Source organism: Streptomyces sp. JHA26, from assembly GCF_002005565.1.
In the GTDB taxonomy this organism is placed as follows: domain Bacteria; phylum Actinomycetota; class Actinomycetes; order Streptomycetales; family Streptomycetaceae; genus Streptomyces.
The window spans coordinates 21,088-33,774 of record NZ_BDJC01000050.1 but is presented as its reverse complement, the minus strand read 5'-3'; the positions used below and the strand labels follow the sequence as shown (position 1 = coordinate 33,774).

Sequence of the window (12,687 nt, the reverse complement as noted above, 5' to 3'; positions counted from 1 at the left end):
CCGCGCCCCAGTCCCGTTTGAGCCCCGTTTGAGCGCCCCGGCCGAACGTGGCGTCGGAAGGAGGCGCTGTGGACGGTACGTGCGGAAGAGAGCGGGACGGTTCACCGGGTCCCCGGCGGAGCCGCCGGTGACGGCGGCCGGTTCTCCCCGCCCGGAACCCCGGGAACCCACCAAGACCTTCGGGGACGGCGTGCGGCGTGCCCGCCGCGCGGCCGCGCCGCACGCCCACCCCCGTATGCCGAGCGGAGTGTCCTTGTGAGCAGCGGACGTACGGAAGTGTGCCTCGTCGGCGCCGGACCACGCGGCCTGTCCGTGCTGGAGCGGCTGTGCGCCCACGAGCGCACGTCCCCCCGCTGGGACCGGGTCACCGTGCACGTCGTCGACCCGGGCCCGCCCGGCTCGGGCCGGGTGTGGCGGCCCTCGCAGTCCCGGCACCTGTTGATGAACACCGTCGCCTCCCAGGTGACGGTCTACACCGACGCCAGCGTCGCCGTCGCCGGCCCTCTGGAGGAGGGTCCCAGCCTCCACCAGTGGGCCGAGGCGATCGGCCCGGGCGCGCCCACCCCGGGCCGCGGCGCCGCGTACGACGACGAGACGCTCGCCGAGGCCCGTGACCTGGGCCCGGACAGCTACCCCACCCGCGCCCTGTACGGCCAGTACCTGGGCTGGGTGTTCCGGCAGGTCGCCGCGAACGCCCCCGCGCACGTGACGGTGCGGGTGCACGCCCAGCGCGCCGTCGCCCTGGACGACGCCGGCGCCGCGCCCGGCGCGGCGGCCCCCCAGACCGTGGTGCTGGAGGACGGCACCCGGCTGACCGGCCTGTCCGCGGTGGTGCTGGCGCAGGGTCACCTGCCCGTCCTGCCCGGCCCCGCCGAACGGGAACTGGCCGCCTTCGCCTCCCGGCACGGCCTGACCTACCTCGCCCCCGCCAACCCCGCCGACGTCGACCTGTCGTCCGTCGCGCCCGGCGAGAGCGTGCTGCTGCGCGGCCTCGGCCTGAACTTCTTCGACTACATGGCGCTGTTCACCCACGCCCGCGGCGGTGTCTTCGAACGCGTCGACGGCCGCCTGGTCTACCGCCCCTCGGGCCGCGAACCGCGCCTGTACGCCGGTTCCCGCCGCGGGGTGCCGTACCAGGCGCGCGGCGAGAACGAGAAGGGCGCCCACGGCCGTTGCTTCCCGCGCCTGCTGACCGCCGAGCACGTCGCGGCGCTGCGCGCCCCGGGCCGCGGCCCGATCCGGTTCGCCACCGACCTGTGGCCCCTGATCGCCAAGGAGGTCGAGAGCGTCTACTACGAGACGCTGCTGGCCGCCCGCCGGTCGCCGGCCCTCGCCGCCGGCTTCACCGCCCGCTACCTGCGCGCCGAGCCCGGCCCGCAGCGGGAGGAGCTGTTGCGGGCGGCCGGGATCGACGCGGCCGAGCGCTGGGACTGGGACCTGGTGGCCCGCCCCTACGGGGACCGGTCCTTCCCCGACCTGGCGGCCTTCCGGTCCTGGCTGCGCGGCCACCTCGACGAGGACGTGCGCCAGGCCCGCCGGGGCAATGTCTCCGGCCCGCTCAAGGCCGCCCTGGACGTGCTGCGGGACCTGCGCAACGAGGTGCGCCTGGCCGTCGAGCACGGCGGCCTGGACGCCGACTCCCACCGGGAGGACCTGGACGGCTGGTACACGCCGCTCAACGCCTATCTGTCCATCGGCCCGCCCGCCTCCCGCATCGAGGAGATGGCCGCGCTGATGGACGCGGGGGTGCTGGAGGTCCTCGGCCCCGGGACGCGGGCCGGCACCGACGCGGAGCGGGGCCGCTTCGTCGGCACCAGCGACATCCCGGGCGTGCTGGTCCGGGCCACCACGCTGATCGACAGCCGGCTGCCGGAGATCGACCTGCGGCGCACCGCGGACCCGCTGCTGGCCCATCTGCTGCGCACCGGGCAGTGCCGCCCCTTCCGGGTCCCGGCCCGAGACGGCGTCCCGTACGAGACCGGCGGCCTGGACGTCACCGGGCGGCCCTACCACCTGCTCGACGCGCAGGGGGATCCGCACCCGCGGCGCTTCGCCCACGGCGTGCCCACCGAGTCCGTGCACTGGGTGACCGCGGCGGGCATCCGGCCGGGCGTCGGCTCGGTGACGCTGGAGGACTCCGACGCGATCGCCGCGGCCGTACTGGAACTGCCCGCGCCGGCCGCCACCGGGGACCGCACGGCCGTACGGGCGCGCCGGGCACCGCTGGGCGGCGGGACCACGAAGGCGGCGGCATGACGACCACCGGCCACGACGGCACGGACACCACCCGCCACGGCGACACGGACGCCACCCGTCACGACGGCGCGGACGCCACCCGTCACGACGGCGCGGACGCCGCCCGCCACGACGGCGCGGACACCACCCGTCACGACGGCACGGACGCCACCCGTCACGACGGCACGGACGCCCGCCCCGCCCCCGACCCGGACAGCGGCCTGCTCTCCCCGGTCAGGGCGGGCACCCCCGTGGAGGCGGCGGTGGGCGACACGGCCTGGCTGCAGGCGATGCTGGACGCCGAGGCGGCCCTGGCCCGCGCCCAGGCGCACTGCGGCACCGTTCCCGCCCCGGCGGCCGCCGCGATCACCGCCGCGGCCCGCGCCGAGCGTCTGGACCTGCGGCACCTGGCCCTGGCCGCACGCGAGACGGCCAACCCGGTCGTCGGCCTGGTCCGGGCGCTGACGGCGGTGGTGGCCGCCGACGCCCCCGCGGCCGTCGAGTACGTCCACCGGGGCTCCACCAGCCAGGACGTGTTCGACACCGGTGCGATGCTCGTCGCCCGGCGCGCGCTGCGCCTGATCGTCGCCGACCTGCACCACACCGCCGGCGCGCTCGCCGCACTGGCCGCGGAGCACCGGGACACGGTGATGGCCGGCCGCACCCTCGCCCTGCACGCCGTACCGACCACGTTCGGGCTCAAGGCGGCGGGCTGGCGGCAGCTCGTGCTGGAGGCCGCCGAGCGCCTGGAGCAGGTCGCCGGCCGTCTCCCGGTCTCCCTGGGCGGCGCGGCCGGCACCCTGGCGGGCTATCTCGCCCACGCCGGCCGGGACGCGGACGCCGCCGAGGTCGTCGACGACCTCACCGCCGCCTACGCCGCCCAGACCGGCCTGGCGGTCCCCGTGCTGCCCTGGCACGCCCTGCGCACCCCGGTCGCCGACCTGGGGGCCGCCCTCGCGCACACCGCGGGCGCCCTCGGCAAGATCGCGGCCGATGTGCTGGTGCTGGCCCGCACCGAGGTCGGCGAGGTCACCGAACCCCAGGCGGCGGGCCGCGGCGCGTCCTCCGCGATGCCGCACAAACGCAACCCCGTCCTGGCGACGCTGATCCGCTCCGCCGCCCTCCAGGTCCCGGCGCTGTCCGCGGTCCTGACGCAGTGCCTGGTGACCGAGGACGAGCGGTCGGCGGGCGTGTGGCACAGCGAGTGGCAGCCGCTGCGCGAGTGCCTGCGGCTGACCGGCGGCGCCACCCACACCGCGGTGGAGCTGGTCCGCGGCCTCACCGTCCACCCGGACCGGATGCGCACCAACCTCGAGGCGACCGGCGGCCGGATCGCCTCCGAGCGCGTCAGCGCCGCCCTGGCCCCGCGGCTGGGCCCCGCGGCCGCCCGGGACCTGCTGACGCGGGCGTCGCTGCTGGCCGCCGAGACCTCCCGGCCGCTCGCCGACGTCCTCGCCGGACTGCCGCAGCTGCGGGGCGTACTGGACCCCCCGGAGGCCGCCGCCCTGCTGGACCCGGCCGGTTACACCGGCGCGGCGGGCGCCCTGGTCGACCGGGCGCTGACCGGCGTCCGGGCCACCCCACCCGATCCTCACCTGGGAGCGACATGAGCCGCATGGACACCGACGCCGGGGAGACCGGCGCCATGGACACCGATGCCGTGGACACCGACGTCATCGTGGTGGGAGCCGGTCCCGTCGGACTGATGCTGGCGTGCGAACTGCGGCTGGCCGGCGTCGGGTGCGTCGTACTGGAGAAGTCGACGGAGCCGACCGACCAGTCCCGCGCCCTCGGCTTCACGGCACGCACCATCGAGACCTTCGACCAGCGCGGGCTGCTGCCCCGCTTCGGTGACTTCGACACCATCCCCATCGGCCACTTCGGCGGCGTCCCGCTGGACTACCGGGAGGTGCCGGGCGGTTCCTACGGCGCCAAGGGCGTGCCGCAGTCGCTGACCGTCGCCGTCCTCGGCGAGTGGGCCGGGGAGCTGGGCGTCGACGTGCGCCGGGGCTGGGAGGTGACCGGCCTCGCCGACCGCGACGACGGCGTCGAGGTGACGGTGACCGGCCCCGACGGCCCGGCGCGGCTGCGCGCCGCCTACCTGGTGGGCTGCGACGGCGGCCGCAGCACCGTCCGCAAGAGGGCGGGCATCGGCTTCCCCGGCCACGACGCCACCCTCGAGATGGCGTTCGCCGAGGTGACCGGGGTGACCGGGGTGCGGCCGCGGCCCAACGGCGAGCGGGTGCCCGGCGGCATGGTGCTCGCCTTCCAGCAGGGCCCGGACATCTTCCGCGTCACCTACTACGACGCCGGCGTCGTCCCCCGCAAGGGCGACGCCCCGCCCTCCTTCGAGGAGGTCGCCGACGCCTGGCAGCGGCTGACCGGCGAGGACATCCGCGGCGGCACCCCGCGCTGGATCGGCAAGTTCACCGACGCCACCCGGCAGGCGAGCCGGTACCGCAGCGGGCGGGTGTTCCTGGCCGGCGACGCCGCGCACATCCATCTGCCCATCGGCGGGCAGGGCATGAGCGCGGGCGTGCAGGACGCGGTCAACCTGGGCTGGAAGCTGGCGCTGGCGGTCAAGGGCCGGGCCCCCGGGCACCTGCTCGACACCTACCACGACGAGCGGCACCCGGTGGGCGCCCGCGTCCTGGTCAACACCCTCACCCAGCGCAGCCTGTACGTCACCGGCGAGCACATGCAGCCGATGCGGGAGCTGTTCGCCGAGCTGATGGAGCTGCCCGAGGTCCGCCGGCACCTCATCGGCATGGTCACCGGCCTGGACATCCGGTACGCCATGACGGCACCGGACCACCCGCTGCTGGGCCTGCGGCTGCCGAACGCCGAACTGGTCGACGAGGCGGGCGTGAAGAGCACGGCCGCACAGCTGCTGCACTCCGCGCGCGGAGTGCTGCTCGACCTGACGGACGACGCCCGGGTGCGCCGGGCCGCCGCCCCCTGGCAGGACCGGGTCGACGTCGTGACCGCCTCCCCGCACACGACCGGCACCGACGACCCGTTCGAGGGCGCCGCCGCCCTGCTGGTGCGTCCCGACGGATACGTCGCCTGGGCCGGTGACGGGCGCGGCGCCGAGGGTCTGACGGACGCGCTCGCCCACTGGTTCGGCGAGGCGGTGACGGCGGCATGACCGGCCTGCCCGAGGGCGGCCTGGTCGCCCTGGTCACCGGCGCCAACAAGGGCCTGGGCCGTGAGGTCGCCCGTCAGCTGGGCGCGCGGGGGGCGACCGTGCTGGTCGGCGCCCGCGACGCGCGGCGCGGCGAGCTCGCCGCCGAGGAGCTCGCCGCCGGGGGGCTCGACGCGCACCCGCTGCCGCTGGACGTGACCGACCCCGCCGGTGTCGCGGACGCGGCCGCCGTCATCGACGAGCGGTACGGCCGTCTGGACGTCCTGGTCAACAACGCGGGCATCAACGGCACGTTCCACGGTCCGCCCAGCGCGGCCACCGCCGAGCAGCTGCGCGAGGTGTACGAGACCAACGTCTTCGGCGTGCTGACGGTGACCAACGCGATGCTGCCCCTGCTGCGCCGCTCCCCGGCCGGACGCATCGTCAACATGTCCTCGGCCGTGGGCTCCCTGACCCTCAACGCGGACCTCTCCGGCGGGTTCGGCGACTACAACCTGGTCACCTACCAGTCCTCCAAGACGGCCCTGAACGCCCTCACCCTCGCCTACGCCAGGGAACTGCGCGACACCCCGATCAAGGTCAACGCGGCCAATCCCGGCTTCACCGCCACCGACATGAACGGCCACCGCGGCCACCAGACGGTCGAGCAGGGAGCCGTGACGGCCGTGCGCCTCGCCCTGCTCCCCCCCGACGGCCCCACGGGCACCTCCCAGGACGAGTCGGGCCCGGTCCCCTGGTGACCTCGCCCCACCGCCCGGGCCCCTGGTGACCTCGCCCCGCCGCCCGGGCCCCGGCCGGCCCCTCTCCGGCCGGGGACGGGCAGGCCCGTCGGGCCTCCACCGGGAGGCGGCCCGAGGGGCGCGGGGGCCCGTCCGCCGGCCGCACACACGACGAGCCCCCCACCGGGGCCGCCCGGGTCTCCCCGTCGCGGCCCCGGCAGGGGGCGCCGTGCGCACCGCCCGCGCGCCGGCCGGTCTCAGGCGGTGAAGAACTCCACCAGGACCGGCCCGAGCACCTCCGGCAGCACCCGGTGCCACACGCCGGGCAGCTCCAGTCCGCGCCCGTTCGGCAGGGCCGCCGCGGTCGCCTCGGCCGCCGCGAGCAGCCAGTCACCGGTGTGGTCGCTGTTGACGACCAGCGTCTCCACCCGCAGCCCGGCCATCCGCTCCACCGGCACCCGGCCGTCGCCCATCACCGCGGTGTCGTAGGGCAGGGTGTGCGCCAGCGCCTCGTTGGACGGCCACAGCGGGCTGTCCTTCCACTCCTTGATCCACTCCGGCGGGAAGCCCACGTGCTCGCCGAGGAAGTACTCGACGGCCTCACCGCGCCGCCCCTCGGCGAGCAGCGCGTCCAGGTGCTCGGCGAAACCGGCGGGGGGCGTGCGGAAACCCGGGACCCGGTAGGGCGGTTCCAGCAGGGCCAGCCTGTCGATCGTCGCCCCGGCGAGGGCCGCCTCCAGCGCCAGGATCGCCCCGCTGGAGCCGCCGAACACCGCCGCCCGGCCGCCCGCCTCGTCGATGACCGCCTGGAGGTCCTCGATCTCCCGCTCGACCGCGTAGTGGGGGGAGTCCCCGCTCTGGCCGCGCCCACGCCGGTCGTAGGCGTACACGGTGCAGTGGGGAGCCAGGTGCGGGACGAGCGTGTCGAAGGCCGTGTGGTCGCGGAAACCGCCACCGAGCAGCACGACCGGGGGGCCCTCGCCGGCCTTCTCGTAGGCGATGGTGGTGCCGTCCCGCGATACGACCTTGTGCATCACACACTCCCCCAGGGACACATTCCTGCCAGCTTTTCCGTCCGGGAAAGTAGTCGCCGATTTCGGCGGCGGTCAATGCGGGAAACGCGGACAGTTGAACGCCCGACTGTTCAACCTCGATATTCCGCAGTCGAACACCGCAAATCTTTCGAGTGTTGTCGGAAGGCACCCGCTGAATTACCCTCGCCGGATAAGTCGGCCAGGCCAGGAAACCTTCCCGCGATCAGCCGGCGCAGGTCGAAGAATCCCGAGCCGACGCCCGTACACGGCCGCTGCGGAAGCCGTCCGCACGCCCCGCGGCCGGCCGGCGGCCCCCGACCGAGGCAGGAGTTATGACCTCCCACATCCGCACCGCACTGGTCATCGGCGGTGGCATCGCCGGCTCGACCACGGCCATGGCGCTCCAGCGCGCAGGCATCGAGGCCCGTGTCCACGAGGCGTACCACGTCACCGCCGACGGCATCGGCGGCGGCCTGAGCCTGGCCCCCAACGGGGTCAACGCCCTCGACACGATCGGCGTCGGCGACGTCGTCCGCCGGGTCGGCACCCCCATGCGCGGCACCGTCCTGCACAGCGCGGACGGCGAGCTGCTCGGCGAGATCACCCTTCCGGCCGATCTGCCGCCCTCCCGCTTCGTCTGGCGCGGGGAGCTGTACCGGGCGCTGTACGACGAGGCCACCCGCCGCGGTGTCCGCACCCGGCACGGCAAGCGGCTGGTGCACGCCGAGGACACCGGTGACGGCGTCACCGCCCGCTTCGACGACGGCACCGAGGAGAGCGCCGACATCCTGATCGGCACGGACGGCATCCGCTCCACGGTGCGCACCCTCATCGACCCGGCCGCCCCCCGCCCGCAGTACGCCGGTCTGCTCGGTTTCGCCGCCCCGCTGGCCGACACGGGACTGCCCGGCACCGAAGGCAGGCTGCACGTCAGCTACGGTCCCGCCGGCTCCTTCGGCCATCTGGTGCACGCCGACGGCTCCGGCGGCTGGTTCGTCAACCTGCCGCACCCCGAGCCGCTGACGCTGGCCGAGGCCCGGCAGACCCCGCCGGAGCAGTGGCTGGAGCGCCTGCGCGAGGCGTTCGCCGGCCACTGCGCGCCCGCCGCGGACCTGCTGGCCCGCACCGAGGCCGCCGACCTGCTGATCACCGGCCCGCTGGAGACCATGCCGCCGGTGCCGACCTGGAGCCGCGGCCGGATGGTGCTGGTCGGCGACGCCGTGCACGCGGCCTCCCCCAGCTCCGGGCAGGGCGCCTCCCAGGCCGTGGAGAGCTCCGTACAACTGGCGCGCTGCCTGCGCGACCTGCCCCACGACCAGGCGTTCACGGCGTACGAGGGGCTGCGGCGGGCCCGCGTGGAGCGGATCATCGCCCTCGCCGCCCGCACCAACGCCAGCAAGGCCAGCCCGCTCGCGCGCCCGGCGCGCGACCTCAAGCCCGAACCCCTGGACTGGCAGTTCACCCACCGCATCGACTGGGAGGCCCCCGTCCCGCCTCCCGAGCCGGTTCTCGAATTCCAGTCGAAGTCCGCTTGAATTTCGCTTGAGGATCGCTCGAGGAGTGCTCGGGAAAAAGTCCCCGAGCACTCGATCCGGACGAGCAAGGCTGCCGTAGTCCGCTGGCGCGACTATTTCGCGTGTGGCAGTCGTGCCATGATGGCTGTCACATCGGCGCTCGACGTCGTGGGCGGATATGTGTCTTCGACGCTGCAAAGGGAGAGCGGATAGTGGAAACTCGCGTCATAGTGGTCGGCGCCGGTCCCGTGGGTCTCATGCTCGCGGGTGAACTCAGGCTCGGCGGCGCGGACGTCACCGTCTACGACAGACTGCCCGCGCCGTCCGGGGAATCCCGGGCCCTCGGTTTCACCAAGCGCGTCGCCGAGATCTTCGACCAGCGCGGCCTGCTCACCCGTCTGGGCGAGTTCCGCCGCGGCCAGCGCGGCCACTTCGGCGGTGTCGGCTTCGACCTGAGCATGCTCGACGAGAGCCACCACGGGGTGCTCGGCCTGCCCCAGTCGCGCACCGAAGAGATGCTCACCGACTGGCTGGGCGAACTGGGCGTCACCGTCCGGCGCGGCCACGAGGCCGTCGCCTTCACCGAGACCGCCGACGGCGTCGAGCTGGTCCTCGACGGCCCCGACGGCCGCCACCGGGACACGGCCGCCTACCTCGTCGGCTGCGACGGCCCCGACAGCACGATCCGCACCCTGGCCGGCATCCCCGCCCCCGGCTGGGAGTCCACCCGCGGGATGTACATGGCCGACGTGAAGGGCATCGAACCGCGCCCCCGGCCCACCGGCGAGCACGTCCCCGGCGGCAGCATGGTCCTGTGCGTCAGCCTCGGCGACGGCTACCACCGCGTCCTCATCCACGACCGCAGCCTGCCGCCCCACCCCGACACCGCCACGCTGACCTTCACCGACGTCGCCGACGCCTGGCAGCGCATGACCGGCGAGTCCATCCACCACGGCAGCGCCCGCTGGATGGCCGCCTTCGGCAACGGCGCGGGCCTGGCCACCACCTACCGGCGCGGCCGCGTCCTGCTCGCCGGGGACGCCGCCCACGCCACCCCGCCGCTGGCCGGCTGGGGCCTGAGCACCGGCATCCAGGACGCGGTCAACCTCGGCTGGAAGCTCGCCGCGGTGGCCACCGGCCGCGCTCCCGAGAGCCTCCTCGACACCTACCACGCCGAGCGCCACCCCCTCGGCGAACAGCTGCTGCGCAACACCCATGCCGCCACCGCCCTCTACCTCAGCGGCGAGGAGATGGACCCGCTGCGCGCCGTCATGCGCGAACTGATGGAGGACAAGAGCGCCGCGGAGCACTTCGCCGGCATGGTCAGCGGTCTCGGGGTCCGCTACGACACCTGCCCCGGCGACCACCCCCTGCTGGGTCGCCGGCTGTCTCCCGACCACGCCCTCGACCTGCCCGACGGCAGCCGCACCCGCGTCGCGGAGCTGCTGCGTCCGGGCCGGGGCGTCCTCATCGTCACCGACGGCATCGACGGCACCGACGGACCGCAGCACCGGGCGGCCGCCTGGTCCGACCGCGTCGACGTCGTCACCGGCACCTGGGCGCCCGCCGACACCCCGGGCGTGCCGCCGACGCCGCCGGCCGCCGCGCTGGTGCGGCCCGACGGCTACGTCGCCTGGACGGGGCCGGGCGGTGCCGGCCTGACCGCAGCCCTGGAGAGCTGGTTCGGCCCGGCCCGCGTCACCGCGGGCGTCTGACACCGGACGATCCCCCGAACCCGCCAGGAAACCCCCGACCCCAGAGCGAAGAGGAGACAAAGGAGCGATGACCGCACCTATTCTGGTCACCGGTGGCACAGGCACCCTGGGAGGCCATGTGGTGCCGCTGCTGCAGCAGGCGGGCCACGACGTACGCATCCTCGCCCGCAAGCCCCGCGAGTCCGCCAACGGCATCGAGTACTTCGCCGTCGACCTGATGACCGGTGAAGGCATCGACGCCGCCCTGCGCGGCGTGGAGACGGTGCTGCACCTCGCCGGCAGCAACAAGGGCGACGACAAGGTGGCCCGCACCCTGGTGGACGCCGCGAAGAAGGCCGGCGTCCGCCACATCGTCTACATCTCCGTCATCGGCACCGACACGATGCCGCTGGGCTGGTTCAAGACCCAGCTCGAAGCGGAGAGGATCATCATCGACTCCGGCATCCCCTGGTCCATGCTGCGCGCCGCCCAGTTCCACGACATCGTGTGGATGATGGCGCAGAAGATGGCCAAGATGCCCGTCGTCCCCGCCCCCGGCGGCCTGCAGTTCCAGCCGGTCGACTCCCGCGAGGTGGCGGCCCGCCTGGTCGAGCTGACCCTCGGCGAGCCGGCCGGCCGCGTGCCCGACCTGGCCGGGCCGAAGGTCTACCCGCTCGGCGACCTGCTGCGCAGCTACCTGGCCGCACAGGGCAAGCGCCGCCCGATGCTGCCCGTGCGCATGCCCGGCAAGGCCGGCAAGGCCTACCGCGCGGGCCAGAACCTCGCCCTGAAGGGCAACGACGTGGGCAAGCGCACCTGGGAGGAGTTCCTCGCCGAGCGCGTGGCCGCCTGACCGTCACCCCGAACGCCGCTGCCGGGACCCCCTGGAAGGGGGTCCCGGCAGCGGCGTTCCACGGCACCGGCGCCGCGTACGGCGGGCCGCTCAGCGCGCTTCCAGCTCCTGTGCCAGGGACCGTTCCAGCGCCGTGAGCGGAACGTCCCCGCGCACCTGTTCCGGATGGCCAGGCCCCGGTCCCCGCAACGGGCCCACCGGCTTCCCGGGGGTGGCGTCCCGCAGTGCCCCGACCGTGGCTCCCGGATCCTGACCCGTGTGGACGGTGCCGTACACCACCAGGCAACGGTAGATCTCACGCAGCACACGGCGAGGGCGCAACAGACGCCACATGGCGGGCCTCCTTGAGTGGTCGGCGGTCACAGGCCGTCCACGCAACCTTCGGGCGAGGCGGCGGAGAAGCGCCATAGATCCGCTGGAGCCCCGCCCCAGTGCGCCCGCACTCCCGCCGGAGCCCGGCCTGCCGTCCGCCGCAGTACGGCCCGCGCCCCGCCGCAGCCTCCCCCGTGACCGCCCCGGGCCGCGCCGGGCCCCACCGGAGCCCGGGCGGCCACCGGTCCCCCGCGGCCACCGGTCCCCCGGCACGGCCCGCACCCCGGTCCCGCACCCGCGCACCACCGCGCCACCAGGCACAACCCCGCGCACGCGGCCCCGCCCGGGCCGCCCCGCGCCCGCGTCCGGCGCCCGCGTGGCCCGCACGGCCGGGCCCCCCGTGCGCGCGGACCGTAACGGCAGGCCGCCCTGTTCAACCGCGTCCTCGCGGCCGCAGTCGGACACCCGGGCCGCGGGTTAGATCGAAGACGCCGTGCGAGGCGATCCGAGAGAGGACTCCATGACGTACATCATCCACCCCGGTGACCGGCCCGAGGGCCGCCGCGGATTCGAGATCGTGCTGTCGAGCAAGATGACGGACGGGGCGGCTTCGCTGGTGGAGACCCGCCAGGGACCGGCCTGGTCCGGCCCGCCGCTGCACACGCACGCGGAGTCCACGGAGACCTACTTCGTCGTCTCCGGCAGGCTGATCGTCCAGGTCGACGACGAGGTCGTCGAACTCGGCCCGAGCGCCATGGCCCACATCACCGTCGGCACCCGGCACACCTGGGCCACCCCTCCCGGCGAGGGCGCGCACTTCCTGACCCTGCACATGCCCGGCGGCTACGAGGACTACCACCCCACCGCGCTGCAGGCCGAGAAGGACAACGGCGGCCCGCTCACCCAGGAGGACCTCTTCAAGATCGCCGCCCGGTTCGACTGGCGCCCGGCGGGCGAACGGCCGATGCGCCTGACCCCCGACGGCCGCCTGGTCCCCGCCGCGCAGGCCGACGACGAGGCCGCCCGCCTGCGCGAGGAGTGGCTCAAGGCCAACGACCGGCCGGTCGAGATCCAGCCCATCCACGAGGACGGCTTCTACGACAAGGCCGACGACGCCGGCACGTCCGGGGCCGGGCAGAACGCCTGAGCGCCCCGAGCGCACGTTGCCACCGCCCGAGCGC

The 12,687-nt window shown here is 75.0% G+C and carries 10 protein-coding genes; 8 read left to right on the top strand and 2 right to left on the bottom strand.

Features of this window, described 5'->3' with window-relative positions:
* Positions 1 to 255 precede the first annotated feature (255 nt).
* From JHAT_RS25750 to JHAT_RS25735, 4 genes are read left to right on the top strand one after another with little or no spacing between them, the layout of a single operon-like run.
* A complete protein-coding gene (locus JHAT_RS25750) occupies positions 256 to 2,256 on the top strand; it encodes an FAD/NAD(P)-binding domain-containing protein (RefSeq protein ID WP_077800643.1) in 2,001 nt (666 codons plus the stop codon).
* On the top strand, positions 2,253 to 3,845 hold the full coding sequence (gene pcaB / locus JHAT_RS25745) for a 3-carboxy-cis,cis-muconate cycloisomerase (protein ID WP_253195607.1): 1,593 nt from the start codon (positions 2,253 to 2,255) through the stop codon (positions 3,843 to 3,845). Before JHAT_RS25750 ends, pcaB begins: the two co-directional genes overlap by 4 nt.
* Entirely contained in the window at positions 3,842 to 5,383 is a 1,542-nt protein-coding gene (locus JHAT_RS25740; RefSeq protein ID WP_307718359.1) for an FAD-dependent monooxygenase, read from the top strand. Before pcaB ends, JHAT_RS25740 begins: the two co-directional genes overlap by 4 nt.
* The gene (locus JHAT_RS25735) at positions 5,380 to 6,120 is read left to right on the top strand and encodes an SDR family oxidoreductase (protein ID WP_077800642.1); all 741 of its coding nucleotides are present in this window, start codon (positions 5,380 to 5,382) and stop codon (positions 6,118 to 6,120) included. Before JHAT_RS25740 ends, JHAT_RS25735 begins: the two co-directional genes overlap by 4 nt.
* A 236-nt stretch (positions 6,121 to 6,356) precedes the next feature.
* On the opposite strand, the gene JHAT_RS25730 is transcribed toward JHAT_RS25735, so the two are convergent.
* Positions 6,357 to 7,133, bottom strand: a complete 777-nt coding sequence (locus tag JHAT_RS25730) for an alpha/beta fold hydrolase (protein WP_077800641.1) — start codon at positions 7,131 to 7,133, stop codon at positions 6,357 to 6,359.
* Positions 7,134 to 7,465: 332 nt separating this feature from the next.
* Between JHAT_RS25730 and JHAT_RS25725 the strand changes: the two genes are divergently transcribed.
* The 3 genes from JHAT_RS25725 to JHAT_RS25715 all read left to right on the top strand — a co-directional run bounded on the left by JHAT_RS25725 (position 7,466) and on the right by JHAT_RS25715 (position 11,194).
* A complete protein-coding gene (locus tag JHAT_RS25725; RefSeq protein ID WP_077800640.1) occupies positions 7,466 to 8,668 on the top strand; it encodes an FAD-dependent monooxygenase in 1,203 nt (400 codons plus the stop codon).
* Positions 8,669 to 8,859: 191 nt separating this feature from the next.
* On the top strand, positions 8,860 to 10,362 hold the full coding sequence (locus JHAT_RS25720; protein ID WP_077800639.1) for an FAD-dependent monooxygenase: 1,503 nt from the start codon (positions 8,860 to 8,862) through the stop codon (positions 10,360 to 10,362).
* Positions 10,363 to 10,429: 67 nt separating this feature from the next.
* On the top strand, positions 10,430 to 11,194 hold the full coding sequence (locus JHAT_RS25715; protein ID WP_077800638.1) for an SDR family oxidoreductase: 765 nt from the start codon (positions 10,430 to 10,432) through the stop codon (positions 11,192 to 11,194).
* 90 nt (positions 11,195 to 11,284) lie between these two features.
* Here JHAT_RS25715 and JHAT_RS25710 read toward each other — a convergent pair whose 3' ends face one another.
* A complete protein-coding gene (locus JHAT_RS25710) occupies positions 11,285 to 11,527 on the bottom strand; it encodes a DUF6059 family protein (protein ID WP_143660515.1) in 243 nt (80 codons plus the stop codon).
* A gap of 499 nt (positions 11,528 to 12,026) precedes the next feature.
* Here JHAT_RS25710 and JHAT_RS25705 point away from each other — a divergent pair, with 499 nt between their 5' ends.
* Entirely contained in the window at positions 12,027 to 12,653 is a 627-nt protein-coding gene (locus tag JHAT_RS25705) for a cupin domain-containing protein (protein WP_077800636.1), read from the top strand.
* The last annotated feature ends 34 nt before the right edge of the window (positions 12,654 to 12,687 follow it).